This window comes from Duganella sp. BJB1802 (assembly GCF_013369445.1).
Taxonomy (GTDB): Bacteria; Pseudomonadota; Gammaproteobacteria; order Burkholderiales; family Burkholderiaceae_D; genus Rugamonas; species Rugamonas vulcania_A.
Genome location: NZ_JABWEF010000004.1, coordinates 353,916 through 378,750, shown reverse-complemented (window position 1 = coordinate 378,750; position 24,835 = coordinate 353,916). Strand labels below are relative to the sequence as shown.

Here is a 24,835-nt window from a genome sequence, read left to right as displayed (position 1 = left end):
ACTACAGCCCGGCAAGACCGGCGCGGGTGGCGGCGGCCTGTTCCTGCAAGGCTTGCTTGTCGATGTCGCTCATGCGGCGCAACTGCTGGTAGACCATGCCGAGCCGGTGGTTCTTGCCCAGCCGCTGTTCGTTGCGCAGGAAAAAATCCCAATACAGCGCGTTGTAGGGACAGGCGCGCTCGCCGGTGCGCTGCTTTTTTTGGTAGTGGCAGCCCTTGCAGTAATCGCTCATGCGGTCAATGTAGGCTGCGCTCGACACATACGGCTTGGTGGCCAGCAGGCCGCCGTCGGCATACTGGCTCATGCCCAGTGTGTTCGGCAATTCCACCCACTCGAAGGCGTCGATGTAGATGCCCAGGTACCATTGATGCAGCTCCTGCGGCGACAGTCCCGCCAGCAGCGCGAAATTGCCGATCACCATGAGACGGTTGATGTGGTGGCTGTGCGCGTGCTCCAGCGACTGGCCGATCGCCGTCGCCAGGCAGCGCATGCGCGTGTCGCCGCTCCAGAACCAGTGCGGCAGCGGCGCGTTATGGCCGAAGGCGTTGAGAAGGTCGTAGCCCGGCATCCGCTGCCAGTAAACGCCGCGCACGTATTCGCGCCAGCCGAGGATTTGCCGGATATAGCCCTCGGCCGACGCCAGCGGCACCGCGCCATCGCGCCAGGCCGCTTCGACCCGTTCGACCACCGTGCGCGGATCGAGCATCTTGCTGTTCATCGCGAACGACAGCAGCGAGTGGAACAAGCGCCATGCGCGCAGGCTCATCGCATCCTGGTAGCGGCCGAAATTCGGCAGCGCGTCCTGCACGAAGCGCTCCAGCTGCTGCAAGGCTTCCTCGCGATTGAGCGGCCAGCGGAAATCATCGGCCTGCGCTGCGCCGAAGCTGCGCACGCCCGCCGCCGTGATGGTGCGCCACAGCGCGCTGTGGTCGTGGCGCGGACGCGCATCGGCCGGCTCCCATGGAAGGCCCGGCCAGGCCTCGCGGTTGTCGTGGTCGAAATTCCACTGGCCGCCCGCCGGCGCGCCGCCCACGCCCATCAGCACGCCATGGCGCTTGCGCATGTGGCGGTAGAACGGTTCCATGACCCACGCGGCGCGGCCGTCGAAAAAGCCGGCCGCCTCGTGGCGCGCGGCGTAGAAATGCTCGCTGTCGTCCATCCAGGTTTCGATGCCCAGTCCGGCGGCGTAGTCGGCCAGTTGCCGGTCCAGCCGCCATTCGTCCGGCGCCTGCCAGGCGAAGGCGTCCGCCGCGTAATGCGCCAGCAAATAGTCCAGGTTGGCCGGCAGCGACTGGCGGTTGTCGGCGTCGTCGATGGCCAGGTAGTGGACGCGGTGCCCGGCCTCGCGCAGCCTGCGCGCCAGGTCGCGCATGGCGGCGAAGATGGCGATGATCTTCTGCGCGTGGTGCAGCACGTAGTCGGTTTCCTGGCGCACCTCCATCAGCACGAACACCACGTCCGGGCTGGGCTGCGCGAACCAGCTGTGACGGCAGTTGAGCTGGTCGCCGAGGATCAGCTTGAGCGTGGTGTTCATGCCGGCACGGGCACGCGGAAGCGGGCGCGCAGCCAGCGGATCGGCGGGCCGACCAGCGGCAGCTTTTGCAGCAGCTCTTCGGCGGCATCCCAGTAGTCGCGGTGCATGACGACCAGGCCGTCCGCGTTGAAGCGCAGATGGCTGCCGCCTTCGATCTGGTACGGCACGCCGCGCAGGCGGAACAGGAATTGCCAGGTGACGAACACCTGGCCGCCCTGCGCGATGCGCTCGCCGATGAGAAAGCGCGGCTGCTCGGTGTGCTCGAACATGTGGCGGAAGATCGCCTCGATCGCGGCCACGCCGCGCACGTCGTTGAAGGGGTCGCGGAACTGCGCGTCCGCCGCATAGAAGTCGCCGGCGCGCGCGACCGTCTCCGGGGTCAGCGTGGCATACCATGCCAGCAGTGGTTCAGCATCGTTCATTGTGGCACCAGAAAATGAGTGATAAGGGCGAAGCGCCAGCGGTACGGCAGCCAGCGCAGCAGCTTGACCAGCAGCGTGAAGCGCTTCGGAAAATGGATCTCGAACTGGCCGGCCGACAATCCGCGCACGATCGCGCCGGCCGCAGCCTGTGGCGTCTGCAGCGCCGGCATGGCGAACTTGTTCTGCGCGGTCAGCGGCGTTTGCACGAAACCGGGATTGATCAGGTACACGTCCAGCCCGCGCGGCTGGAGGTCGGTGTACAGCAGCTCGGCCAGGTTGATCAGCGCGGCCTTGCTGGGCCCGTACACGCTGGCGTTGGGCAACCCGACATAACCCGCCACGCTGGCGACGATGGCAATGCCGCCGCTGCCGCGCGCCAGCATCGCCGGCAGCACCGTGGCCAGACCGGTGTAGACGCTGCCCAGGTTGACGGCCAGGGTATTGGCCGCGCCGTCCGGGCTGACGTCCCAGCTGCGCTCCGGGCGGTAGGCGGCGGCGCAGAACACGATCAGGTCCACCCCGCCCATCTGCGCGCAGATGTACTGGTAGCTGGCGCTCCAAGCGTCCTGGTCCAGGATGTCGAACGGCGCGACCACGGCCTGCGCATGGCCGGCCGCGACGGCTTGCAGCAGGGTGTCGCGGCGCGCCGACAGCGCCACCCGCGCGCCAGCCTGCAGCAGCGCTTGGGCCAGTGCGGCGCCGATGCCGCTGGAGGCGCCGACCAGCCACACGCGCCGGCCAGCCCATGCCGTGACGGGCCGGTTCAGCGGGCGCATGCGCGCCTCCGGAACATCAGCGTGACCTGGCCCAGCTCGACGCCGAACTTGGCCATGCTGGCGCGGTTGATCATGGTGCAGTCATCGATCAGGAACATCCAGTCGTCGAACGCCATTTCGTAGGTGCTGCCGCCGACCGGCAACAGCAGCGTGTATTGCCAGCGCAGTGCGTTGCCGGCCAGTTCGCCGAGCGCCTCGCCCTTGACGTCGTCGGCTCGGCCACGCCAGCGGCCAGCGGCGCCGCGCGTCAGACGCCACACGCGGCGCTGCGTGCTGCCGTCGTCGTACTGAAACTGTTCGTCCAGCGTCAGCGTGCCGTCGCCGCCGGTACCGGTGATGACGACATGGAAGCGCTTTTCCACCGTGCCGCCACGGCGCTGGAACATGCCCCAGGCATCGGTGGTGCCGTGGAAGTAGGCGGCCAGGTCCAGCACCGGCTGCTGCGCCTTGTATTGCTGGACATCGGGACCGGCGCAGCCGCCGAGCAGGACCAGCAGCAGGGCGGGGAACAGCTTCTTCATGGACGGCTCCGGTAAAGTTGGACGGGCATGGGTTCCGGCTGCGGCCGCAGCGCGGCCAAGGCCAGCAGTTTGAGCAGGCAGGGCAAGCCGGCGTACACCAGCGCCAGCGCGGCGCCGCCGGCGACACCGGGACGGTAGCCGAGCGCGGCCAGCAACGGCAGCGCCAGGCCGGACAAGGCCAGCGCCAGCTTGCCGAGCAGCGTGAGCACGCCGTAGTAGGCGCCGGCGGGGTCGTCGTCGCCGATCAGCCCGGCCAGCAGCACGGGCGGCATGGCCAGGTCCGCACCCAGCGCCACGCCGGCGCCGAGGCAGACGGCAAAATACGGCAGCACATCGCCCGCGCCCAGCAAGCCGGCGCCGGCAAAGCTGGCGACCGCGAGCACCATGCCGATGCGCCAGCACGGCAGCACGCCGATGCGGCGCGCCAGCGCGGTCCACAGCGGCAGGCCGCAGGCGGCGCCGGCGAAATAGCAGCCGAGGAAGGCCCCGGCCAGCGGCGCCGCCTGCAACTGGTCGCGGATGAAGAACAGCGCCAGCGTGGCCGGCAGCGACACCGAGCACGCGTTCAGGAAGTACGGGCCGAGCAGGCGCAGAAAGGCGCGGTTCGACGCCATGCGCCGCAGCGCGTTGCGCCAACCGTTGGGCTGCGGTGTGGCGTGCGGCCACGCGGGCGCCAGTTTCAGCAGGGCCAGCAGGGCGGCCAGCAGCAGCGCGGCAAACGCCAGGCTGTACAGCGCCATGCGGGCGGGGATGCGTTCGGCGTCGCCGCTGAGGATGGTGGCCGGGATCACGCTGGCGATCAGCATGCCCGCCAGCCCCGCCCCTTCGCGCCAGGCCGAGGCCGACAGCAGGGCGCTGCCGCCGCCGGCCAGGCGCGCGCCCCAGGTCAGGTAGGCGATGTTGAGCATGCTGTGGGCGCTGTAGGCCAGCACCAGCATGGCGCCCAGCCACAGTGCCGGCGGGATGGCCGAGGCGGGCGGCTGCCACAGTCCGGCGAAGGCCAGCGCCAGCATCGCGCCGCCCAGCAGCAGCCAGCGCGCGATGCCGTGGCGCAGGCGGTCGATGAGGTGGCCCTGCAGCGGGTCCTGCAAGGTGTCGAGCAGGCGCGCGGCGAACAGCACCCAGCCCAGCGTCGCCAGCACCACGCCGCGCTGCATCGAATAGTACGCGGCCACTTGCACGTAGACGGGCAGCGCGGCCATCGCCAGCGGCAGGCCAAGCAGGCCGTAGGCGGCCAGGCGCCAGCGTGGCGGCGGGGCCGGCGTCATGGCGGCGTTCCCATCAGCTTGCGGCGCAGGCCCTGGTCGCGGGTTTGCTCATCAAGCCAGATGCCGAAGAAGGCCCGTGCCAGGCGCACGTCATCGATGTCCGCCAGCAGGCGCTGCTGGTTGTAGAAGCGCATGCCGTGGCCCGGCGCGTACACGCCGATCAGCTCGTCGCCCGGCGCCACGTCGGTGAACGCGCGGTTGAGCGACTTGTCCCATTGCGCCAGCGTGGCGGCGTCGATGATGGCGCCGTTCAGACGCTGGATTTCGTCCAGGCTGGTCTGCACCAACCGCTCGCGGCTGATGCTGCGGTAGTAGCGCAATTGCAGAGCGAACCCACGCTCCGGCTGGAACGGCCGCTGCTCGGCCCACAGCGTGGCCTGATAGATGCGAAAGCCCAGCCAGCGCAGTTCGCCGTTGCCCAGCGCCTCGGCGCGCGGCAGCTCGTCGCGCCAGCCGCCGGCGCGGCTCGGGGCGCTCGCCAGCGCGCAGCACAGCAGGGCGTACAGCAGCAGCGATGGCCGGACGCGATCAGGCCTTTTGCAGCAGGAATTGGACAACATCGGTTCGCCCCTCGTCAAAGGCCGCCTCGCAATAGGCGAAGTACATCTGCCAGATCCGCATGAAATGCTCATCGAAGCCCAGCCCGGCAATCTGATGCTGGTGCTGGCGGCACTGCGCGTCCCAGCGGCGCAGCGTTTCCGCGTAGTCGCGGCCGAAGGCGTGGCGCTCCACCGGGCGCAGGCCGCAGCGGCCAGCCAGCCGCTCGAAGCGCTCGACGCTCGGCAGCATGCCGCCGGGGAAGATGTACTGCTGGATGAAGTCGGCGCTGCTGCGGTAGCGCGGGAAATACTGCTCGCCGATAGTGATCGACTGCACCAGCGCCTGCGCGCCGGGCTTGAGGCGCGCCTGCACCGTGTGGAAAAACTGCGGCCAGTACTGCTCGCCGACGGCCTCGAACATTTCGATCGACACCACGGCGTCGTACTCGCCCTGCAGGTCGCGGTAGTCGCACAGTTCCAGCTGGACCAGCTCCGTCAATCCCTGCGCCTGCACGCGGCGCTGCGCCACCTCCAGCTGCGACGGTGAAATCGTCACGCCATGCACGTGGATGCCCTGCCGCCCCGCCAGCTCGGCAAAGCCGCCCCAGCCGCAGCCAATCTCCAGCACGCGCTGGCCCGGGCGCAGCTGCAGCGTGTCGATGATGCGCTGGTACTTGCGCTGCTGCGCGGTGTGCAGCGGCAGGCTGTAGTCGCCGTCGAACAGCGCGCTGGAATAGGTCCAGCTGGGATCGAGCCACAGCCGGTAGAAGTCGTTGCCGATGTCGTAGTGGGCGTGGATGTTGCGCTGGCTGCCCTGGCGCGTGTTGGGACGCAGCCAGTGCAGCAGCCGGTACCAGCAGCGCGCCAGCACACCGCCGAACATCATCTGCTCCAGCGATGCCTCGTTGCGCAGCGCCAGCCGCAGCAGCGCGGTCAGGTCGGGCGTGTCGGCCCAGCCGGCGGCGTAGGCTTCGGCAAAGCCGATATCGCCCGCGCGCAGGATGCGCTGGCAGGCGCGCCAATCATGCAGCTTGAGCGTGGCGCCGCTGGGCGCATGGGCGTCGCCGAACACCATGCGGGTGTTGCAGGGCGTGATCAGCTCCAGGTGGCCATGCCGGATATGGCCGAGCATCGCCAGGAACAGCCGGGCGCCGGCGGGCGCCGACAGCGCGGCGGTGGATACGGTGGACTTCATCGGGCAGTCTCCTGGTGCACGGTGGTGGAGTGGTCGGGGGCGGGCGGCTTGCTGAACCATGGCACGCGTTTCAGCCACAGCCTGAGCGCCTGCCAGTGGATGCGGAACACGATGCCCAGCCCCAGCAGCGGATAGCGCAGCAGGGCGCCCGCAATGGCGCGGCCGGTCATGGGCACCGGGCGTCCGCTGAGCGCGGTCCTGAGCAGCGGGCCGTCGCCGTCGTCATAGTCGAGGCCGGTGCAGTGGCTGGCGCCGTCGAGGCGGAAGCGGAATCGATAGTGCCCGCGCACGGCGCAGAACGGCGACACGTGCAGCTGCTTGTCGGCGATGGCGGTGCCCGCGCCGGACACGCGCATCAGGTAGCGGTGGGTTTCGCCGAAGGTGTTGTTGACCTCGGCCAGCACGGCGCACAGCCGGCCCGCCGCGTCGTGGCAGTGCCAGAAGCTGACCGGATTGAAAACATAACCGGCCACGCGGGGGAAGGTCTGCAGCCAGATCTCGCCATCGGCCTCGATGTGGTGCTCGCGCAGCAGCGCGCGCATCCATTGTTCCAGGCTGCCGCCGTCGCGCGGACCGTAGTCGCGGCGGCGGATCGACAGCGGCCGCCAGCGGTCCACGCCGAACCAGTGCGTGTTGCACTCGTCCAGCCGGGCCAGGTTCAGGCGCACATAGAACAGCGGGTAGACGAAGCGATGCGGCGCAGGGCGCAGGCGCGCGTGCATCACCTGGCCGTGGACCAGTTCGGCGGCGGGGCGGCTCACGGCAGCGTCGTCCAGGCAGGCGCCGCGTCGAACGCCGCCGCGACGCGCAACGCGGATTTCAGGCCGTCCTCGTGGAAGCCGTAGCCGGTCCAGGCGCCGGCGTACCAGATGCCGCCGTCGCCCTGGATCTGCGCCAGTTGCTGCTGCGCGCGCACGGTGGCCTGGTCCATGATCGGATGGTCATACTCGAACCTGGCCAGCAACTTGTCCTCGGCCGGCGGCGTGTGCGGGTTGAGCGTGACGATCACCGGCGTGGCGAACGGCAGCGCCTGCAACTGGTTCAGCCAATAGCTCACGCACACGGGGCGCTGCCCGGCCGATTGCGCGCCGGACAGATAGTTCCAGGCCGACCAGACCTTGTGCCGGCGCGGCATCAGCCGCTCATCGGTGTGCAGCCAGGCGGTGTTGGGCTGGTAGCGCACGGCGCCGAGAATGGCGCGCTCGGTCTCGCTGGCCTCGGGCAGCAGCGCCAGCGTGTTGGGCGCGTGGGTGGCCATCACCACGGCGTCGAACTCCTCGCTGCCGGCGCTGCCGCGCGCGACTTCCAGGCGGCCGTTGCGGCGCCGCACCGCATGCACCGGCGTGCGCAGCCGCACGTCCGGCAGCACGGCGGCGATCCGCTCGACATAGTTGCGCGCGCCGCCCGCGACGGTGCGCCACTGCGGGCGGTCGTTGACCTGCAACAGCGCGTGGTTGAGGCAGAAGCGCAGGAAAGTCGCGGCCGGAAACTGCAGGATGTCGTTCGGCGAGCTGGACCAGATCGCCGCCGCCATCGGCAGCAGGTAGGCATCGCGGAAGCGCGCGCCGTAGCCCTGCTGCTGCAACAGCTGTCCCAGCGTCAGGCCGGTCTGCGTCGACAGTTGGAGAAAGCGCTCGGCGTTGCGGTTGAAGTGCAGGATGTCCCACAGCATGCGCAGGAAGGACGGCGAGCCCAGGTTGGCACGCTGCGCGAACACGGTGTCGAGGCTGGTGCCTGCCCATTCCAGCGCGCCATCCTCCATCGACACGCCGAACGACATGTCGCTGGCGATGCTGGCCACGCCGAGCTCGTCGAACAGCGCCACCAGGTTGGGATAGGTGTGCTCGTTGTAGACCAGGAAGCCGGTGTCGACGCCGTGGCTGCGGCCCTCCAGCGTCACATCGACGGTGTGGGTGTGGCCGCCGAGATAGTCCGCCGCCTCGAACAGCACCACGTCGTGCTTGCGGCTGAGGAAATAGGCGCTGGCCAGGCCGGAGATGCCGGAGCCGATGATGGCGATACGTTTGCGTGGCGGTGTCATGTCGTTATGATGGTTATATTCTGGCCGTCTTTGTACCGGCGTGCTAATATTACTACCATCAAATAACAAAAGCTACTGATTAGTAGCGTAAATTTACCAATGAGTATTCTTCCCAGATTAAGCTTTAAGAATCAAGCATTTAAGCTGCGCGAGAACGCGATCCTCGATGCCGCGACGGCGGTGCTGAGCCAAAAAGGCTATGACTTGATGACCATGGACGACGTCGCCGGCGCGGTGGGCATCTCCAAACCCAGCCTGTACAAGCACTTCAAGTCGAAGGAGGAGCTGGTGGGCGAGGCGCTGATCCGCCTGCTGGACGGCGCGCTGGATTACGTGGCGGCGATCGATCCGGCGCTGAGTCCGGTGCAGAAATTGTCGGCCCTGCTGGAATGGGCGCTGCGGGTGCGCCTGGACGGCGGCCTGCCGTTCCTGCCTTCCACCAGCCCGCACGTGCGGGACATGCTGATCCGCAATGTGAAGTACATGCTGCGGGTGATGAAACTGAACCGGCAACTGGAGGCCCTGGTCAAGCAGGCGCAGCAGCAGGGGCAGCTGAACCGGGATCTGCCCACCGACGTGATCCTGTTCAGCTACTACGCGCGCACTTGCGACCCGGCCGTCGAGTATCTGCAGAAATACAGCAAGATGGAAGCCGAGGACATCGTGCGGCATATGCTGAAGGTGTCATTCGAGGGCTTCCGTTGATTTCAGCTGTGCTACAGCCGCACTGTGATGCGGCCGTTTTAAGGCCATTTGGGCCCGTATTATTCATGAGAACATTCGACACTGCAGAAGATCAGGGACACTATGATTTCCTTACCGGGCTGATCACCCTCGACAAGTTCGATGGCAAGGACTTACCAAAATTAGCTACCGCACTCCTTGCCATTCCTGCGCCAGAGTTATCGCCGGAGGCGATTGAACTGCGCGAATTGCGCGCCTTGATCAAACACGAAATAACGCATTTTCTCGACCAAACTACAACATGTTGGGGCATCGAATTCATGATTCGTAAATGCCGGCTGCTCAACGCGATAGAAAAGGGCGAAGACACATCCCAGGCCATGGAAGTTTTCTGGCTAAATGCTTCCGAAATGCAGATGCATCATGACTTGGTCAAGTCTCACGTCCCGGTAGCCTTAGTCTCGTGCGACACGATCACCCATAGATTGCTACACGACGAGCGTCACGGCGCAATCATCCTCGTAAGTTTCTTCAAACAGAGGAGGCTGGTGCACGACGTACCTATCAGTATGCTGTCTTTGTTAGAGTCGAATGGGGGGATTATTCATTCCATTTCTAGTGATTGGTTCGCTCAGCAATTTTTTATGTTCTCAGCCGGCGGAACACATATAGTTCAATTGCGAAGATTTCCACATGGCCGGCTGCTTACGCCCCGTTATGGGTGGTCATTTTCCACTATCAGGCGAAACTTGGAATTACTTACTGCAGATTTAAACCTAAGTCCCAACGGAAATGAGCTGGGCCAGAATTTCTTGAAATTGCTACCCAATTAATTTTAACATCGGATGGTGGAGTAGTTAAACTGTTATCGTCCTTGTTCCACTCGAATTCAACCTCTAAAAGACGACCTGGAAAATGTGGCCAAAGTACCCCCAGCGTGATGTAGTGCCACGCACCGCGAGGACCTTCTCGGCCAGAAACTAAAAGCTCTGAATGCCGGGTCGATTCCACATACTCTAAATTGAGATGTTCCACTATCGCATCAGACAACACCGCTTTCCCTAATGGTGGACAGTCAAAATGTATAGTTGGAAAATTGAAAGTAGTCTTTTCGTCTACGAGGGCAACCGCTATCGTCTGCACCGCCATCTGCGAATCGAACTCTAATGTGACCAAGGCATCCTGAAAATTATACCCCCACCATCCTTCGCTTACTTGCGCGGGATGACCAAATTGCTGCTTAATCCAATCAGCTGAAGAACCGAGTTTAATCGCAGAAAATATGTTACTCGGTGCTCGAGCGACTTCTATCTCGATGGAGGGGCGACCAAATCTCGCTCGGATCGACTTTATGCCTTTTAATCCAACAGTAAGCCAAAGTAGTACAAATCCACCAATCAAGCTACCAAAAGCATTTACAGCAATGTCTTTGAATGGGATAAGTGATAATAGGCAAATAAATTTAGAGCCAAGAAAATACATTTATTATTCTCTACAATCCAAAAAAATATTTCGTTGTTTCAGGCTACAACAGCTTACCCAGCCCGCTCTTTTGGCCGGTAGCGGCAGAAAGTCCAACTATGCAACGGAGAACAAACCGCAACACGCACTAAATCAAACACATATCATTAAGGTGACACCCAGTCGAATTTCCTAAGTTCGGTAATTCGTCGAACGACTTCATCCCTGTACCCACGCAAGTAGAATCGGTCCCACAGTTTTGGCTAACCCCACAGCTCCCTCACCGGCCTTTCGTATCTTCTCAAAACGATCGGCATATTCAGCGGTCTTCTTGATGAGGTCTCCTGCTCGCGCCATTACACTGCGTGCATTCTCCGAAGCCGCCTTAGACTCTGCCTCGACATGGTCTCGCTCCACAACGCAGTTCCCCACTACTTGACGCAACGCCTCTTTGATCGGAGCTACGCCTCTAACGCGCGAAATGCGTAGAGCGGACCGAATCACGGATATCTGCCGCAAAACAAAATCATATAGATATGTCGGCATATCCACGTTGCGCAAGCTGACCTCCAATGAGTCCAACTCGGAGCGCAGCGCAGCGAGTTCATCACTATCGAGGTCTTGCTCATTTTCATCTTGCAGTGCCCAGGTGGCCCATAAAAGTATTATGCGATTCTCTACCCTAGACTGCTCATCCCTATGATTATTCCACGGAGTATTCAAATAGGTCGGCGAGGCGACATTCCGCAGACGTGGCAAGCCAGGGTGCAACAAATGATCTGAGACTCCGCGCGACTTTAACTTCGAACTCAACAAATCAATCTCTGAGCGCATCGCCTGCAAGCACGCGACAACATCATCCTCTACATGCGGATCCGTTTCGGGTATATCAAAGACCTGAGCCCAGAGCCAAACCATTGCCTTGTCGCGGCTATTGGGATTATTTATCAAGCTATCGTAAATCGCCAACAATCTACCAGCTGTAAACGGAACCTCTGTCGATACGTAATTGCCTTAATAGTACCCTGTTCATTGTGGTTGAACAGTCTAGAACGACAGCTGGGAGACTCCGCACCTACCGTGCAATTACCTGATATATTATTCCCATGTGGAAATAATTTCGAACTCCTATGACTCAGGCCAAAGCATACTGTGTAGAGCACAGCAAAACCATCACGCTGGACGAGGCACACGAGCTGTACTTCGCGCAACCTCCAGGTGATCGTAAACGTTTCAAGTTTCAGTGCGGAGACTCGCTATGCCGAGCACAGGCTCGCCCAACTGTCATCGCGGCTCTCTACGACCGCCTGACGCCTGCCGAAGGCGGCGAAACAAAGTATCGGTCGCCATATTTCCAAAGACATCGAGATCACGAACATGTCGTCGGCTGCACTTGGCGTGAACAAGGGGAAAGCGAAGGTCCTGCGGATAGTGTTCCCGAATACAAGCCATGATCGATTGGCGGGGGATGCGTTAGTCGCGTCGCTAACTCTACCACGGTGAAAAATTCAAGGCTCATCAGCCAGAGCGCTCCAAGCGTACGACCAGGTTACGATGGTGTAAACCAAAGGTTCTGGTACACTTTTTCTCGGAATGCTGGCCTAAATAGCGGCAGCCCAAGACGCGCATTGAATTCCTTAAAGGAGAAGAGCATGTCCAAGCCTTTACGTAAGCAGACTGGGAAATCGACCTCTGGCAGTGTTGTGGGCAAACAGGAACGCGGTGGCGTGTTGCCGCGACCTCAGCGACCGCGTGGCCGCGTTCAGTGACCTGCTTGACTGCTTCTATCTTAAATTCTTCGGTGTACCGATTTCCACTCATGACCACTCCTTTTGCCTAGAATTATGGCTCAAGAGCGTCTACAAGACTCGTGGCGATTCAGACTTCATCTACTCGGCATACAAACTTGAAATCACCCACGCCGACGAGAACGGAAATGTGGAACGTGGAACGGCAACGGGCTTCGTCATTGAGGGCGGCTCATCGGTCCCATGGTTAGTCACCAATCGCCACGTGGTGGACCCAACATATCGCCCAAGCGACGATAAATTCTTGAAGTACAAGTTGCATGAGCTACAGGTTACTGGACGCCGCGCAAATGACACCATCTACACATTTCGTCTGCATCCGGATGCCAAAATTTTCTTTCATGACGACGCCGAAAATGACGTGGCGGTGATTGAATGTCGCTTTATCTGGGAAGGCGTTCCGGAAGAATTAAGGAAACTGCATTGGCACTTCGGTCATGACCAACTAGCGAATCTCGCCACGTTCGAACAATCTATGCGCGCCTTCGATCTCGTTTGCTATTCAGGCTTTCCAAATGAACATGACAAGCTGGGCTTGAGACCAATTGTCCGTAGTGGACATATCGCAAGCGATCCACGTTTCGATTACACATGGGATAAACAGTACCGCGGACAATGTGTAGCCTACGAAGGATTCTCCAAGGGAGGCTCCTCAGGAAGTCCGATATACGCTCCACCACGCGGTGCGACAAATATTGCGGGTTCACGACACGGCTTCCTTGTCGGCGTGAACGCTGGTCATATTAAGAGCAAAGAGGGATTTGGCGGCGCACACAGTGGCGTTTCGTTTTTTTATAAGTCAACGGTGATTATTGAGATCATGAAATCGAATGGACTGCTCAAATTTACAGCCACCAGCTCTTGATATGCTTGAGCATGAACACCGTCCGAACAATTTTGCCATTTCCACAGTGCGATCCATGGACACGACCAACTTGCCGTTAATGCCCATTCCATGGGCCAAAGAAGCATGTCTATAGCAACCTTACTCGCGGTTGCCTCGGCTTCAGGCTGCAGTGCGTATAGCTCAAGTTCATCGATATCGTTGCGGATATTCTGAGCATTCAATCGGACTGTAGATGGTGTTGGAAGCGCACATAACGGGGGCTGCTATCGGGGTGGTCCAAGGCCGAGTATTCGCGCCAAATAAAGTCGTAAACTAGTCTGGAAACGGGGCCATCGATCCGGACAACCGGAGGTTTCGTCGGATTCGCCGTCTGGCCAAAATTCGGGTTTGACGCTCCCTTCGAGCCCGCCGAGCTGAACATGGCGCCATCCGAGGCCTTGCGTGCTTGCCGGACGGTCCAGGAGGTCATTGCGGTGGACCCTGACTGGCGGAATGTACACGGCCGAGGCCGGGATATGCGCTTCGACTTGAGCGCCGATAGTCGCAGTTTGGCGATTCTGCTAGACTGCTTGTATCAATCACTCTCTTTGCAGGAGATTGAACCATGACTGCTTTGAAGAAGACCTCCCCCAGCCCGGACAGCGCCTATAAATTGGCGGCCGCCGCTCGCCGCGCCAAGGTCACTTCCATGGGTGCGCTGATCGTCGGTGAGGTTAAGCCCTCCCAAGGCCGAATCCGTGTCACCCTGGGTGGCAAAGCGATCAGCCGGAACGCACGCTCGGATGCGTTCGGACCGTCTTCCATCGACATTCCCGAATTTTCCAGCGCTCGGAAGCAAAAGTCAGCATGAGGAAGCGGCCAGGGGCCAGGGGCCATTTTTTTTCGAATACGGCTTTCGCGCGCGAAACTTCTCCCGTAACACAGAACCAGTAGCGATTCCGCCATCGCTTACCGCGTCGAGTAATTTGCTCAACAAGGCTACGCCTTCCAGCTCTCAGGCTGGCTCAAGACCGCGAGGATCTAACCGAATTGGAATTCAGAGGATCTTACGATCGCCTGACGGCGTTCGCCAGGCCATAGAGGGGGGGCAGGCGGATTGGGGCAACCCGCCGAGCCCTCTCTATTACTCCTGATGTTTAGATGAAAATCAGCCACGAATCACCAGTTATTCGCGGCCCCCTTTAGTCGATTAAAGTCTGTGTCAGACTTTATTGTTCTTTGTCAGACTTTATTGTTTTTTGTCAGACTCTATTGTTTTTCGTCAACCGTCCACGCTTCCCGGCAGCTATTACTCCACTGTCACCGACTTGGCCAGGTTGCGCGGCTTGTCCACATCGGTGCCGCGAGCCAGCGCCGAGTGGTAGGCCAGCAGCTGCAGCGACACCACGTGCAGGATCGGCGACAGCAGGCCGTAGTGTTCCGGCAGACGAATCACATGCACGCCTTCGCCCGAGGTGATGCGCGAGTCGACGTCGGCGAACACGTACAGCTGCCCGCCGCGCGCGCGCACTTCCTGCATGTTGGACTTCAGCTTCTCGATCAGCGCGTCGTTCGGAGCGATGGTCACGACCGGCATTTCCTCCGTCACCAGCGCCAGCGGGCCGTGCTTCAGTTCGCCCGCAGGATACGCTTCGGCGTGGATGTAGGAAATCTCTTTCAGCTTCAGCGCGCCTTCCAGCGCGATCGGGTAGTGCATGCCGCGGCCCAGGAACAGGGCGTTTTCCTTGCGGGCGAAATCTTCCGACCAGGCGATGATCTGCGGCTCCAGCGCCAGCACGGCGGAAATCGCTACCGGCAGGTGGCGCATGGCTTTCAGGTGCTGCTCTTCTTCGGCGTCGGTCAGGCGGCCGTTGACTTGCGCCAGCGACAGGGTCAGCAGGAACAAGGCTGCCAGCTGCGTGGTGAAGGCCTTGGTCGAGGCCACGCCCACTTCCACGCCGGCGCGGGTGATGTAAGCCAGCTTGCACTCGCGCACCATGGCGCTGGTCGAGACGTTGCAGATCGTCAGCGTGTGCTCCATGCCCAGGCTGCGCGCGTGCTTGAGCGCGGCCAAGGTGTCGGCGGTCTCGCCGCTTTGCGAGATGGTGACCACCAGCGTGTTCGGATGCGGCACGCTGTCGCGGTAGCGGTATTCGCTGGCGATCTCGACGTTGACCGGGATCTTGGCCACCGATTCGATCCAGTACTTGGCGGTAAGGCCGGAGTAGTAGCTGGTGCCGCAGGCCAGGATCAGCACGCGGTCGATCTGCTTGAAGACGTTGTAGGCGCCGTCGCCGAACAGTTCCGGCATGATGCCGGTGACGCCTTCGAGCGTGTCGCCGATGACGCGCGGCTGTTCGAAGATTTCCTTCTGCATATAGTGGCGGTACGGCCCCAGCTCGGCCGCGCCGGTGTGCGCCTGCACGGTCTTCACTTCGCGGGTGACCGGCTTGCCGTTCACGTCGACGATCCAGGTGCGCGCCAGTTGCAGGTCGACCACGTCGCCTTCCTCCAGGTAGATGATCTGGTCGGTGGTGCCGGCCAGCGCCATCGCGTCCGAGGCGACGAAGTTTTCGCCCTGGCCCAGGCCGACGATCAGCGGTGAGCCCTGGCGCGCGGCCACCACGCGGTGCGGTTCTTCGCGGGCGAACACGGCGATCGCGTAGGCGCCGTGCAGGCGCTTGACGGCTTGCTGGACGGTGTCGAACAGGTCGCCGTTGTACATGTGGTCGACCAGGTGGGCGATCACTTCGGTGTCGGTCTGGCTCTGGAAGACGTAGCCGAGCGCGGTCAGTTCGGCGCGCAGTTCGTCGTGGTTTTCAATGATGCCGTTGTGGACCAGGGCGATGCGCGCCTGTTCGGTGGTCGGCGAGAAGTGCGGGTGGGCGTTGTGCGATGCCGGCGCGCCGTGCGTGGCCCAGCGGGTGTGGGCGATGCCGGTGAAGCCCTGCATGCCGACTTCGGCGATCTGCTTTTCCAGGTCGGCCACGCGCGAGGTGCTGCGCGAGCGCTGCAACTGGCCATCCACGTGCAGGGCGACGCCGCAGGAGTCGTAGCCGCGGTATTCCAGGCGCTTGAGGCCTTCGATCAGGATGGGGGTGATGTTGCGTTGCGCTACCGCGCCGACGATGCCGCACATAGAATACCTCGCTAAAAATAAGTGTAGCCATGCTAGAGCATGACTTCTGAAATATGCTTTCTAAATCCTGTATATTTTGGAATATTCTTTCACCAGTGTGAACATGTGAAATATTATTTCATTTTTGAGGATTATTTTTATGGATGAGATAGATCGTCGCATTTTGAATGCGCTGCAGATTGATTCGTCACAGACAAACAGCGAGCTGGCGCTGGCGGTCCACGTCTCCGCGCCGACGTGTTTGCGGCGGGTCAAGCATCTGACCGAAAGCGGGGTGATCCAGCGCCAGGTGGCCATCGTGGCGCCGGAGAAGGTCGGCCCCAGCCTGACGGCGATTGTGGAAATTTCGCTGGATGTCCAGGCCGCCGAGCGCATGGCCGAGTTCGAGGCCCATGTGGCCGACGACGATGCCGTGCTGCAGTGCTACCGCGTGGCGCCGGGGCCGGATTTCGTGCTGGTCGTGCAGGTGGCGGACATGCCGGCCTACCACGCGCTGGCGCACCGCCTGTTCGCCACACAGACCAATGTACGCAACGTCAAAGCCTACTTTTCCACCTTCCGCAGCAAATTCGAGACGCGGATCGCGGTTTAGCGACTTATCCCGGGCTTGTTCAATGGCTTCTGCACAGGTTTATCCACACTGGAGTGATGGCGGGAAATGTTTTCCCGTCTTTTCCACGGCTTTTCCAACAGCTATGCACGGGCTTACACACAACCTTATCCACAGTAAATAGTTATCCTGATTTACTCACATGATTTCCCACAGGCTTATCCACACCAAGGACTGAAGCGTGGCTGCATGCCGTCGCGCGCGGTCACTTTTCTCCTGCTAGCATAGTTGTGCAACTGTTTTCCCCGGCTTATACGCGGCTTTTTCACCGCTTATCCGATGGCTTCTCCACATCGTTATCCACAAATGAAAAAAGCCGGGACATGTCCCGGCTTCCTGTGGAGCGTGGTGCCGTTACTTCGGCTTTTTAACCGGGCGGCTCCAGTTTTCGACGGTGAGCTGACGCGCGCGGGAAATGGTCAGCTTGCCGGCCGGCGCATCCTTGGTCAGCGTGGTGCCCGCGCCCAGCGTGGCGCCCTTGCCGACAGTCACCGGTGCCACCAGCTGGCTGTCGCTGCCGATGAAGGCGTCGTCTTCGATCACGGTGCGGAACTTGTTGGCGCCGTCGTAATTGCAGGTGATGGTGCCGGCGCCGATGTTCACGCGCGAGCCGATCGTCGCGTCGCCGATGTAGGCCAGGTGGTTGGCCTTGCTGTGCGCGGCGACCTGGCCATTCTTGATTTCAACGAAGTTACCCACATGCACATCCTCCGCCAGCACGGTGCCGGGGCGCAGGCGCGCGTACGGGCCGATGATGGACACTTCACCCACCACCGCCTCTTCGATGTGACAGAACGGCTTGATCTGGGCGCCGGCCAGGATGCGGGAATTGACGATCACGCAGTGCGGGCCGACGCGCACGCCATCGGCCAGCTCGACCTTGCCTTCAAACACGCAGCCGACGTCGATGGTGACGTCGCGCCCGCAGACCAGCTCGCCCCGCACGTCGATGCGGGCCGGGTCCATCAGCGTCACACCCTGTTCAAGCAATTTCAAGGCGATATTGGCCTGGTGGATGCGTTCCAGCTCGGCCAGCTGCACCTTGCTGTTCACGCCCGCCACCTCCCATTGCGCCGACGGCTGGGCCGACACCACCGGCACGCCATCCGCCACCGCCATGGCGACGATGTCGGTCAAATAGTACTCGCCCTGGGCGTTGTTGTTCTTCAGCGCGCCCAGCCATTGCTTCAGGCGCGCGGTCGGCACCACCATGATGCCGCTGTTGATCTCTTTGATCGCACGTTCGGCTTCGTTGGCGTCTTTTTGCTCGACGATGCGGACGATTTCGCCGTTTTCACGGACGATGCGGCCGAGGCCGAAGGGATCGTCCTGCACCACGGTCAGGATGCCCAGCTTGTCCTTGCCGGCCACATCCACCAGCGCCTGCAGCGAGGCGGCGGTGGTCAGCGGCACGTCGCCGTACAGGATCAGGGTGGCGGCGCTGTCGTCCAGCTCGGGCAGCGCCTGCATGACGGCGTGGCCGGTGCCCAGCTGCGGTTCCTGCAGCGCGGCGGCGACTTTTTCCGGCTGCGCCGCCAGCATCTCCAGCACGGCTGCGCCGCCGTGCCCGTAAATCACGCATAATTGGCTGGCAGACAGGCTACGCGCCGTATCCAGAACGTGCGACAACAGCGGCTTGCCCGCCAGTGGATGCAACACTTTCGGCAGCGCGGATTGCATGCGTTTGCCCATGCCGGCTGCGAGGATAACTACGTTCATAGGTGCCAAGTCAAAGAGAGTTAATCAAAGCGAAAGTTTAACATGCCAATTATCCACAGCCGCGCACTGCGCCGCCTTTTGATGGTTATCCTCCTGGCTGTCCTGGCCGGCTGCAGCTCGTTGCGCCTGGCCTACAACCACGGCGATACCTTGCTGTACTGGTGGCTGGACGCCTACGTCGACCTCAACTCCGATCAAAAGACCTGGGTCAAGCGGGATATCGACGAGCTGTTCCGCTGGCATCGCAAGACCCAGCTGCACGACTATGCGCAAATCCTGCAGACGGCGCAGCGCCAGCTGGCCGGCAACCCGACGACAGCCGACCTGATCGGCGATTACGACGAGGTCAAAAGCCGCACGCAACTGCTGCTGTTCAAGGCGCTGCCGGAATTGGCCGACCTGGCGCGCTCGCTGCAGCCGGACCAGATCGCCACGCTGGAAAAGAAATTCGCCGCCAACAACGCCGAGTTCCGCAAGAAGAACATGAAGGGCGACCTGGATGCCCAGCTGAAGTTCCGCTATAAAAAATCGATGGAGCAGTTCGAGCTTTGGTTCGGCAATTTCAGCCCGGAGCAGGAAGCGCAAATCCGCAAGGCCTCCGACGCGCGCCCGCTGGACAACGACATCTGGCTGGACGAACGCATGCGCCGCCAGAAAAACATCCTGACCCTGGTGCAGAAGGTGCAGCGCGAAAAGCTGAACAAGGAAGCGACGATGGCGCTGATCCACACGCTGATCAGGGACACCTTCGAGCGCCTCGAACATTCCGAGCGCAAACAGTTCTTCGACGCTTACGAAGCCTCCACAGCCCAGCTGGTCCTGACCGTCGTCAAGATCGCCACGCCGGCCCAGAAAGCCCACGCGCAGAAGCGCATGCAGGGCTGGATCGACGACTTCAACAGCCTGTCGGCGGAACCCCGCTAAGGCCCATATGGTATAGTGGCCCCTGTTGAATCAATGACTTAGAACACAGCCACATGCCAAAGAAGCCCGCCAGCAAACCAGCGAAACCCGCCAAAGTCCCGGTCCACGGTCCCCAGCACAGCAACCAGGTACGCATCATCGGCGGCGCCTGGAAGCGCACGCCGCTGCCGGTGCTGAGCGCCTCCGGCCTGCGCCCGACGCCGGACCGCGTGCGCGAGACCGTGTTCAACTGGATCAATCACCAGCGCGACGGCTATTGGGCCGACGCCCAGGTGCTGGACTTGTTCGCCGGCAGCGGCGCGCTGGGTTTCGAGGCGGCCAGCCGCGGTGCACAATCGGTGACGATGATCGACACCGTGGTGCCGGTGGTGCGCCAGCTGGAAGACATCAAGGCCAAGCTGAAGGCCGAGAACGTGCAGATCATGCGCGCCGACGCGCTGGCCGTGGCCCAGTCGGCCGCCGCGCGCGGCCAGAAGTACGACCTGATCTTCCTCGATCCGCCGTACCAGCAGGAGTTCCTCGAACGCTGCCTGCCACTGTGCACGCGCATTTTGAAAGAGGGCGGCCTGATCTACGCCGAATCCGGCCTGGCGCTGGAGTTCGACGAGGGCGACGTGCCGGAATGGATGGCGCCGTGGGAAGTGATCCGGGCTGACAAGGCCGGGATGGTGTTCTATCATTTGTTGAAGCACAAGGCCCCCTAAACGTCCGTATTTGCCGTCAAATAGACCCCAAGCAGCCCCAAATTAAGGCAGAAAGGGTTTTTCAGGCATAATGCGCGTTCTATATTGGTGCACTGCAAGGAGCCGCGATGGTAGTAGCCGTTTATCCAGGAACTTTTGATCCGCTGACCCGTGGTCACGAAGATCTGGTGCGTCGCGCATCCGGTCTGTTCGACACGCTGGTGGTGGGCGTCGCCGACAGCAAGAACAAGAAACCGTTCTTCTCGCTGGAAGAGCGCCTGACCATCGCCAACGAAGTCCTGGGCCACTATCCCAACGTCAAGGTCGAGAGTTTCTCCGGCCTGCTGAAAGATTTTGTGCGGGAGCACGACGCCCGCGTCATCGTGCGCGGCCTGCGCGCCGTGTCCGACTTCGAGTACGAGTTCCAGATGGCGGGCATGAACCGCTACCTGCTGCCTGACGTCGAAACCCTGTTCCTGACCCCGTCCGACCAGTATCAGTTCATCTCCGGCACCATCGTGCGCGAGATCGCGGTGCTGGGCGGCGACGTATCGAAGTTTGTCTTCCCATCGGTCGACCGCTGGCTGCAAAAGAAAATTGCCGCCAACAACGCCGCCGAGCAATAAGCGAGTTCCAGTATGGCCTTGATGATCACCGACGACTGTATCAATTGCGACGTTTGCGAGCCGGAGTGCCCGAACGACGCCATCTACATGGGCGCCGAAATTTACGAAATCAACCCGGACAAGTGCACCGAATGCGTCGGCCATTTCAATGAGCCGCAATGCCAGCAGGTGTGCCCGGTCAGCTGCATCCCCTTCAATCCCGCCTGGCGCGAGAGTGAGGACCAACTGCGCGAAAAATTCGAGCGCTTGCAGGCCGCCAAGGCCTGACGAGCCTAAAAAAGCATGACCGTGCGGCCAATTTGCGCCGCAGCGCGTTTTTGCCCCGCTCCCGGTGGTATATTCCAGCAACGCCCGCATCGCAGGCGGGACGCTGGCATTCACCATCCTCGGAGACAATTCATGAATCGCAGAAACATCATCAAGAGCCTGATGGCGGCCGCCTTCCTGGCCGGCAGCTTCAGCCTGCCCGCATTTGCCGCCGTGGAAGTGGCCGGCGTCAAGTTCGACGACAGCATCAATGTCGCCGGCAAGGAACTCAAGCTCAACGGCGCGGGACTGCGGACCAAGGTGATCTTCAAGGTCTACGCCGCCGGCCTCTACCTGACCGAAAAGAAAACCACCGTGCCGGACGTGCTGGCCACGCAGGGCCCGCGCCGCGTGGCGATCACGATGCTGCGCGAAGTGAGCTCGGAAGACTTCGGCAAGGCCTTCATGGAAGGCCTGAACAACAACACCGACAAGAACGAGCGCAGCAAGATCCTGCCGCAGACGATGAAGTTCGGCGAGGTGTTCGCGCAGATCCAGACGCTGAAAAAGGGCGACCAGCTGACGCTGGACTGGAACCCGGGCGAGGGCACGCAGTGCTATCTGAACGGAAAGAAAATCGGGGAATTGATGCCGGACGTGGCGTTCTACAACGCCGTGCTGCGCATCTGGCTGGGCGACAAGCCGGTCGACAGCTCGTTGAAGCCCGCCCTGCTGGGCGAGAAATAATGTTGCGGCGCGGTACCGGGGGCCGGTACCGCTGCTGAATATTTAGGCACGCGAGGCCATGGCGCGCAGTTCGGCGGCGTGGCTCGGGTCGCCCTCCATCGAATTGAGCATGCGCTTGAGCATCATCGCATCGCGCATCTGGCGGCGCTGCAGCTGCTCTTCCTTGCTGCGCTTGGGTTTGACGACCAGCACGGCGGCCCGCGCCAGGCCGCGCAGCAGCGGTTTGAACAGGACGGCCAGCGCGCACACGACGCCGCTCGCCAACGCCAGCTCACCGGCGGCGATCAAGGAAATATTCTGTACGACTGAGATGATGGTGGACATGTTGTTATACTGCATTTAGAATCAAGTGTAACTATAGTGCAGCGCAACATAAGTATCCAATTTACTTCCCCGATAACAATTATTCGTTTGGTGAATGGGATGTCTTATCATTGACGGGGAATCCATATTTCTCGATACTGCACTGAACCCAACCCCACATCCCGAGCCGACATGAGCTTTTTGACGCTGGACTTGAATTTGTTACGCGTCTTCGACGCCGTGATGACAGAGCAGAACCTCACACGCGCCGCCGGCCACCTGGCCATGACCCAACCCGCCGTCTCCAACGCCATCAAGCGCCTGCGCGAGAGCCTGGGCGACGAGTTGCTGATCCGCACCGCCTACGGCGTCAAGCCGACCCCGCGCGCGGAAGCGCTGTGGCCGTCGGTGCGCAGCGCGCTGGCCAGCCTGGAAGCAGCCGTGGCGCCGGAGACCTTCGACGTGTCCGCCGCCCACGCCACCTTCCGCATGGCGATGGCCGACGCCACCGCCGCCTTCTGGCTGCCGTCGCTGATGCGTTCGATCGAGAGGGAGGCGCCGGGCGTCAACGTACGCATGGTGCCGCTGACCACGCGCGAGCCGCGGCCGATGCTGCTGCGCGGCGATATCGACCTGGCGGTGGGCTTCTTCCCCGGCGTGGCGGCGCAGCTGTCGTATGAGACCGGTTCGCCGATCCGCCACGAGCGCCTGTATTCGGGACATTATGTCTGCGTGATGCGGCGCGACCATCCGCTGTCCAAGGTCGACCTGACCCTGGACAACTATTGCAAAGCCAACCACTTGCTGGTGAGCTTCTCCGGCCGCGCGCACGGCCTGGTCGACGAGGCGCTGGCGCAGATCCAGCGCGAACGCCGCATCCTGCTGACGGTGAACCAGTTCTTCACGGCCGGCCGCGTGGTGGCCAATTCCGACCTGATCACGGTGCTGCCGCGCCACCTGATCGCCTCCACCGGCATGACCGACGCGCTGATTTCCAAGGAGTTGCCGTTCCAGCTGCCGGCCGTCCACCTGGACATGCTGTGGCACGAGCGCGATGCGCGCAGCCCGGCCCACAAGTGGCTGCGCATGAACCTGGAAGGCATGAACACCGTGGCCCAGCGCACCGCGCCGGGCACGGCGCCCAAGAACGACACCTACTGATTACTGGTGGCTGGAGCGGTAGCCGATGCGGAAACCGCCCCAGTGCTTGCCGTTCACATAGATCGGCGCCGACAGGTCGTGCATCACCTCGCCGGTGTCGCGCTTGTAGGTTTGCAGCAGGAAAGGCTTGGTATTCGAGCCGCAGCGCTTGCCGGTGCGGTCGCTGAAAATGCGCTTGGTGCGGTTGTTGACCATGTCGACGTCGTAATTGCCCGTCAACGGCTGCGAGAACTTCTTGTTGTGGGTGGGGAAATATCCATTGTTATCCACAGCGCCGGCGTAGGCCAGCTGCGGCATCGCCGCCAGCACGCCTTCCTGCAACTGCGGCAAAGCCCGGTCGGTGAAATCGTCGAAGCGGGTCTTGTGCTTGGGCGGATCGGTGTTCGGGATCGGCGTGTAGTGGCGGTCGAACAGCGCCTCGCGCGTGATCTTGCCGGAGGCGATGGCAGCCTCGAACAAGCGTCCCACCTGCACGGCCGCCTGCTGCGCGGCGACGCGGATGGCGTCGTGCGACGTTTCGATCGACGACTCGCCCAGCGCGCCGGTGATGACTTCGGCCCGTTCCGCCAGCGCCATCGCCGAGCTGGCGGCGCGCGGCAATTCCTTCTCGGTGGATAACAGGCTGTCGCGGATGCTGGCGATGGCGGCGGCGATTTCATCGGTGGTGACGACATGTTCGCGCGAGGCCCGCGCGATCTCGCCGATCTCTTCCTCCGACACGCCGGAGGAGCGCTCGATATTGCCCAGCAAGCCATGCACGGTTTCCACGTTGCCGGCGGCCTCGCTCACCTTGGCCGCCAGCGAATTCATGCCGGTGGCGGCCTTCTCGGCCTGCTGATTGATTTCGCGCACCATGATGCTGATTTCGTCGGTGGCTTCCTTGGTGCGCAGCGCCAGCTGGCGCACTTCGCTGGCGACCACGGCGAAACCGCGTCCCTGCTCGCCGGCGCGCGCCGCCTCGATGGCAGCATTCAGCGCCAGCAGGTTGGTGCGGGCCGAGATTTCGCTGATGGCCTCGGTGAATCCGTAAATCTTGCGAGAATTCGTTTGCAGGCTGGCCATGACGGCCGCCGCAGTCTGCGCATCCTCGCGCGCCGTATTGATGCGCTGCAAACCGTGATCGGCCTCGGCGCGGCCGGTCACGGTTTCGCCGCGCACCTGGGCTGCGATCTTGGCGGCGCGCTCGGCGTTGGCCGCAATGGCGGCGGTGGCCTGCGCATTGTGGGCCGAGCTGCGGGCGATGCCGCCAGCTATCCCGACGTCCAGCTCGATTTTCTTTTTGACGGAATCGACGAAATATGAGGTTTCCGCCGCGCCGATCATGATGGCATCGATTTCATCGCCGACCACTTGAGCGAAGCGTTTGACGCCGCCCTCGTCGCTGTTCTGCCGGGCGGCCCACCACGCCACCAGGGCCCCGGCCAGCGCCGCCGGCGCGGCCGTGTAGACTAATGCGGCACCGTCGCCGGCCGCCAGCTTGAAGAGATATGCCAGGCAAGTACCACCAGCCGTTGCACCCAATAACCACAATCCACGTTGCACCAGCTTGTGCTGCAAAAGCTTCATTTGTCCCCCGTTTTACCAGGCGCCTTGGGCGTCTCG

General features: G+C 62.1%; 27 protein-coding genes and 1 pseudogene. 12 read left to right on the top strand and 16 right to left on the bottom strand.

Annotation, left to right across the window (positions count from 1 at the left end; all coding sequences use genetic code 11):
• Window position 1 precedes the first annotated feature (1 nt).
• From HUX88_RS09490 to HUX88_RS09450, 9 genes are read right to left on the bottom strand one after another with little or no spacing between them, the layout of a single operon-like run.
• The gene (locus HUX88_RS09490; RefSeq protein ID WP_176361603.1) at window positions 2-1,534 is read right to left on the bottom strand and encodes a cryptochrome/photolyase family protein; all 1,533 of its coding nucleotides are present in this window, start codon (window positions 1,532-1,534) and stop codon (window positions 2-4) included.
• Window positions 1,531-1,956 (bottom strand): nuclear transport factor 2 family protein, encoded by a 426-nt coding sequence (locus HUX88_RS09485; RefSeq protein ID WP_176361602.1) that lies wholly within the window; start codon window positions 1,954-1,956, stop codon window positions 1,531-1,533. Before HUX88_RS09485 ends, HUX88_RS09490 begins: the two co-directional genes overlap by 4 nt.
• Window positions 1,953-2,732: an SDR family NAD(P)-dependent oxidoreductase gene (locus HUX88_RS09480; RefSeq protein ID WP_176361601.1), complete on the bottom strand. Its 780-nt coding sequence runs from the start codon at window positions 2,730-2,732 to the stop codon at window positions 1,953-1,955. The genes HUX88_RS09485 and HUX88_RS09480 overlap by 4 nt, the downstream gene beginning before the upstream one ends.
• Window positions 2,720-3,253, bottom strand: coding sequence for a DUF3833 domain-containing protein (locus tag HUX88_RS09475; protein WP_176361600.1), 534 nt, complete (start codon window positions 3,251-3,253; stop codon window positions 2,720-2,722). The genes HUX88_RS09480 and HUX88_RS09475 overlap by 13 nt, the downstream gene beginning before the upstream one ends.
• Window positions 3,250-4,521: an MFS transporter gene (locus HUX88_RS09470; protein ID WP_176361599.1), complete on the bottom strand. Its 1,272-nt coding sequence runs from the start codon at window positions 4,519-4,521 to the stop codon at window positions 3,250-3,252. Before HUX88_RS09470 ends, HUX88_RS09475 begins: the two co-directional genes overlap by 4 nt.
• Window positions 4,518-5,081, bottom strand: a complete 564-nt coding sequence (locus HUX88_RS09465) for a chalcone isomerase family protein (RefSeq protein ID WP_176361598.1) — start codon at window positions 5,079-5,081, stop codon at window positions 4,518-4,520. The genes HUX88_RS09470 and HUX88_RS09465 overlap by 4 nt, the downstream gene beginning before the upstream one ends.
• Entirely contained in the window at window positions 5,050-6,255 is a 1,206-nt protein-coding gene (locus HUX88_RS09460; protein WP_176361597.1) for a cyclopropane-fatty-acyl-phospholipid synthase family protein, read from the bottom strand. Before HUX88_RS09460 ends, HUX88_RS09465 begins: the two co-directional genes overlap by 32 nt.
• Window positions 6,252-7,016, bottom strand: a complete 765-nt coding sequence (locus HUX88_RS09455) for a DUF1365 domain-containing protein (protein WP_176361596.1) — start codon at window positions 7,014-7,016, stop codon at window positions 6,252-6,254. Before HUX88_RS09455 ends, HUX88_RS09460 begins: the two co-directional genes overlap by 4 nt.
• Window positions 7,013-8,296: an NAD(P)/FAD-dependent oxidoreductase gene (locus tag HUX88_RS09450; protein ID WP_176361595.1), complete on the bottom strand. Its 1,284-nt coding sequence runs from the start codon at window positions 8,294-8,296 to the stop codon at window positions 7,013-7,015. The genes HUX88_RS09455 and HUX88_RS09450 overlap by 4 nt, the downstream gene beginning before the upstream one ends.
• A gap of 99 nt (window positions 8,297-8,395) precedes the next feature.
• Between HUX88_RS09450 and HUX88_RS09445 the strand changes: the two genes are divergently transcribed.
• A complete protein-coding gene (locus HUX88_RS09445; protein ID WP_176361594.1) occupies window positions 8,396-9,001 on the top strand; it encodes a TetR/AcrR family transcriptional regulator in 606 nt (201 codons plus the stop codon).
• A 65-nt stretch (window positions 9,002-9,066) separates the two neighbouring features.
• Entirely contained in the window at window positions 9,067-9,813 is a 747-nt protein-coding gene (locus HUX88_RS09440; protein WP_176361593.1) for a hypothetical protein, read from the top strand.
• Here HUX88_RS09440 and HUX88_RS09435 read toward each other — a convergent pair.
• Together HUX88_RS09435 and HUX88_RS09430 are read right to left on the bottom strand one after the other, a co-directional pair.
• Window positions 9,740-10,462, bottom strand: a complete 723-nt coding sequence (locus HUX88_RS09435) for a hypothetical protein (protein ID WP_176361592.1) — start codon at window positions 10,460-10,462, stop codon at window positions 9,740-9,742. The two genes, HUX88_RS09440 and HUX88_RS09435, sit on opposite strands and share 74 nt — an antisense overlap.
• Window positions 10,463-10,660: 198 nt before the next feature.
• Window positions 10,661-11,410, bottom strand: a complete 750-nt coding sequence (locus tag HUX88_RS09430; RefSeq protein ID WP_176361591.1) for a hypothetical protein — start codon at window positions 11,408-11,410, stop codon at window positions 10,661-10,663.
• 161 nt (window positions 11,411-11,571) lie between these two features.
• On the opposite strand from HUX88_RS09430, the gene HUX88_RS31815 reads away from it, so the two are divergent.
• Complete coding sequence (locus HUX88_RS31815; RefSeq protein WP_217916265.1) at window positions 11,572-11,895, top strand: hypothetical protein; 324 nt, start codon at window positions 11,572-11,574, stop codon at window positions 11,893-11,895.
• Window positions 11,896-12,175: 280 nt separating this feature from the next.
• Here the strand turns inward: HUX88_RS31815 and HUX88_RS09425 are convergent.
• Window positions 12,176-12,262, bottom strand: a pseudogene (locus HUX88_RS09425) (transposase); the annotation flags it as partial.
• Between the two features lie 117 nt (window positions 12,263-12,379).
• On the opposite strand from HUX88_RS09425, the gene HUX88_RS09420 reads away from it, so the two are divergent.
• Together HUX88_RS09420 and HUX88_RS09415 are read left to right on the top strand one after the other, a co-directional pair.
• Window positions 12,380-13,114: a trypsin-like peptidase domain-containing protein gene (locus HUX88_RS09420; RefSeq protein WP_176361590.1), complete on the top strand. Its 735-nt coding sequence runs from the start codon at window positions 12,380-12,382 to the stop codon at window positions 13,112-13,114.
• A gap of 586 nt (window positions 13,115-13,700) precedes the next feature.
• Entirely contained in the window at window positions 13,701-13,946 is a 246-nt protein-coding gene (locus tag HUX88_RS09415) for a hypothetical protein (protein ID WP_176361589.1), read from the top strand.
• 438 nt (window positions 13,947-14,384) lie between these two features.
• Here the strand turns inward: HUX88_RS09415 and glmS are convergent, their stop codons facing one another.
• On the bottom strand, window positions 14,385-16,214 hold the full coding sequence (gene glmS / locus HUX88_RS09410; RefSeq protein ID WP_117012328.1) for a glutamine--fructose-6-phosphate transaminase (isomerizing): 1,830 nt from the start codon (window positions 16,212-16,214) through the stop codon (window positions 14,385-14,387).
• 139 nt (window positions 16,215-16,353) lie between these two features.
• Between glmS and HUX88_RS09405 the strand changes: the two genes are divergently transcribed.
• Entirely contained in the window at window positions 16,354-16,806 is a 453-nt protein-coding gene (locus tag HUX88_RS09405; protein WP_117012329.1) for an Lrp/AsnC family transcriptional regulator, read from the top strand.
• A gap of 372 nt (window positions 16,807-17,178) precedes the next feature.
• Here the strand turns inward: HUX88_RS09405 and glmU are convergent, their stop codons facing one another.
• On the bottom strand, window positions 17,179-18,543 hold the full coding sequence (gene glmU, locus HUX88_RS09400; protein WP_176361588.1) for a bifunctional UDP-N-acetylglucosamine diphosphorylase/glucosamine-1-phosphate N-acetyltransferase GlmU: 1,365 nt from the start codon (window positions 18,541-18,543) through the stop codon (window positions 17,179-17,181).
• Between the two features lie 42 nt (window positions 18,544-18,585).
• On the opposite strand from glmU, the gene HUX88_RS09395 reads away from it, so the two are divergent.
• From HUX88_RS09395 to HUX88_RS09375, 5 genes are all read left to right on the top strand, one after another.
• On the top strand, window positions 18,586-19,467 hold the full coding sequence (locus HUX88_RS09395; protein WP_176361587.1) for a DUF6279 family lipoprotein: 882 nt from the start codon (window positions 18,586-18,588) through the stop codon (window positions 19,465-19,467).
• A gap of 53 nt (window positions 19,468-19,520) precedes the next feature.
• Window positions 19,521-20,171, top strand: coding sequence for a 16S rRNA (guanine(966)-N(2))-methyltransferase RsmD (gene rsmD / locus HUX88_RS09390; protein ID WP_176361586.1), 651 nt, complete (start codon window positions 19,521-19,523; stop codon window positions 20,169-20,171).
• 107 nt (window positions 20,172-20,278) lie between these two features.
• Complete coding sequence (gene coaD / locus HUX88_RS09385) at window positions 20,279-20,776, top strand: pantetheine-phosphate adenylyltransferase (protein ID WP_161084294.1); 498 nt, start codon at window positions 20,279-20,281, stop codon at window positions 20,774-20,776.
• Window positions 20,777-20,788: 12 nt separating this feature from the next.
• Window positions 20,789-21,043, top strand: coding sequence for a YfhL family 4Fe-4S dicluster ferredoxin (locus HUX88_RS09380; protein ID WP_117012334.1), 255 nt, complete (start codon window positions 20,789-20,791; stop codon window positions 21,041-21,043).
• 132 nt (window positions 21,044-21,175) lie between these two features.
• Window positions 21,176-21,769 (top strand): chalcone isomerase family protein, encoded by a 594-nt coding sequence (locus HUX88_RS09375; RefSeq protein WP_117012335.1) that lies wholly within the window; start codon window positions 21,176-21,178, stop codon window positions 21,767-21,769.
• A gap of 42 nt (window positions 21,770-21,811) precedes the next feature.
• Here HUX88_RS09375 and HUX88_RS09370 read toward each other — a convergent pair whose 3' ends face one another.
• A complete protein-coding gene (locus tag HUX88_RS09370) occupies window positions 21,812-22,093 on the bottom strand; it encodes a hypothetical protein (protein WP_229213094.1) in 282 nt (93 codons plus the stop codon).
• 171 nt (window positions 22,094-22,264) lie between these two features.
• On the opposite strand from HUX88_RS09370, the gene HUX88_RS09365 reads away from it, so the two are divergent.
• Window positions 22,265-23,233, top strand: coding sequence for a LysR family transcriptional regulator (locus HUX88_RS09365; protein ID WP_117012337.1), 969 nt, complete (start codon window positions 22,265-22,267; stop codon window positions 23,231-23,233).
• On the opposite strand, the gene HUX88_RS09360 is transcribed toward HUX88_RS09365, so the two are convergent.
• Entirely contained in the window at window positions 23,234-24,799 is a 1,566-nt protein-coding gene (locus HUX88_RS09360; RefSeq protein ID WP_117012338.1) for a methyl-accepting chemotaxis protein, read from the bottom strand. It lies immediately after the preceding gene.
• Window positions 24,800-24,835: the final 36 nt, after the last annotated feature.

Bases quoted from the DNA above. Each gene is read 5' to 3' on its own strand.
- HUX88_RS09470 (WP_176361599.1), bottom strand. From the start codon at position 4,521: ATGACGCCGGCCCCGCCGCCACGCTGGCGCCTGGCCGCCTACGGCCTG.
- glmS (WP_117012328.1), bottom strand. From the start codon at position 16,214: ATGTGCGGCATCGTCGGCGCGGTAGCGCAACGCAACATCACCCCCATC.
- HUX88_RS09450 (WP_176361595.1), bottom strand. From the start codon at position 8,296: ATGACACCGCCACGCAAACGTATCGCCATCATCGGCTCCGGCATCTCC.
- coaD (WP_161084294.1), top strand. From the start codon at position 20,279: ATGGTAGTAGCCGTTTATCCAGGAACTTTTGATCCGCTGACCCGTGGT.
- HUX88_RS09360 (WP_117012338.1), bottom strand. From the start codon at position 24,799: ATGAAGCTTTTGCAGCACAAGCTGGTGCAACGTGGATTGTGGTTATTG.
- HUX88_RS09380 (WP_117012334.1), top strand. From the start codon at position 20,789: ATGGCCTTGATGATCACCGACGACTGTATCAATTGCGACGTTTGCGAG.
- HUX88_RS09365 (WP_117012337.1), top strand. From the start codon at position 22,265: ATGAGCTTTTTGACGCTGGACTTGAATTTGTTACGCGTCTTCGACGCC.
- glmU (WP_176361588.1), bottom strand. From the start codon at position 18,543: ATGAACGTAGTTATCCTCGCAGCCGGCATGGGCAAACGCATGCAATCC.
- HUX88_RS09460 (WP_176361597.1), bottom strand. From the start codon at position 6,255: ATGAAGTCCACCGTATCCACCGCCGCGCTGTCGGCGCCCGCCGGCGCC.
- HUX88_RS31815 (WP_217916265.1), top strand. From the start codon at position 11,572: ATGACTCAGGCCAAAGCATACTGTGTAGAGCACAGCAAAACCATCACG.
- HUX88_RS09375 (WP_117012335.1), top strand. From the start codon at position 21,176: ATGAATCGCAGAAACATCATCAAGAGCCTGATGGCGGCCGCCTTCCTG.
- HUX88_RS09440 (WP_176361593.1), top strand. From the start codon at position 9,067: ATGAGAACATTCGACACTGCAGAAGATCAGGGACACTATGATTTCCTT.
- HUX88_RS09405 (WP_117012329.1), top strand. From the start codon at position 16,354: ATGGATGAGATAGATCGTCGCATTTTGAATGCGCTGCAGATTGATTCG.
- HUX88_RS09435 (WP_176361592.1), bottom strand. From the start codon at position 10,462: ATGTATTTTCTTGGCTCTAAATTTATTTGCCTATTATCACTTATCCCA.
- HUX88_RS09490 (WP_176361603.1), bottom strand. From the start codon at position 1,534: ATGAACACCACGCTCAAGCTGATCCTCGGCGACCAGCTCAACTGCCGT.
- HUX88_RS09465 (WP_176361598.1), bottom strand. From the start codon at position 5,081: ATGTTGTCCAATTCCTGCTGCAAAAGGCCTGATCGCGTCCGGCCATCG.
- HUX88_RS09395 (WP_176361587.1), top strand. From the start codon at position 18,586: ATGCCAATTATCCACAGCCGCGCACTGCGCCGCCTTTTGATGGTTATC.
- HUX88_RS09370 (WP_229213094.1), bottom strand. From the start codon at position 22,093: ATGTCCACCATCATCTCAGTCGTACAGAATATTTCCTTGATCGCCGCC.
- HUX88_RS09475 (WP_176361600.1), bottom strand. From the start codon at position 3,253: ATGAAGAAGCTGTTCCCCGCCCTGCTGCTGGTCCTGCTCGGCGGCTGC.
- HUX88_RS09445 (WP_176361594.1), top strand. From the start codon at position 8,396: ATGAGTATTCTTCCCAGATTAAGCTTTAAGAATCAAGCATTTAAGCTG.
- HUX88_RS09485 (WP_176361602.1), bottom strand. From the start codon at position 1,956: ATGAACGATGCTGAACCACTGCTGGCATGGTATGCCACGCTGACCCCG.
- rsmD (WP_176361586.1), top strand. From the start codon at position 19,521: ATGCCAAAGAAGCCCGCCAGCAAACCAGCGAAACCCGCCAAAGTCCCG.
- HUX88_RS09415 (WP_176361589.1), top strand. From the start codon at position 13,701: ATGACTGCTTTGAAGAAGACCTCCCCCAGCCCGGACAGCGCCTATAAA.
- HUX88_RS09480 (WP_176361601.1), bottom strand. From the start codon at position 2,732: ATGCGCCCGCTGAACCGGCCCGTCACGGCATGGGCTGGCCGGCGCGTG.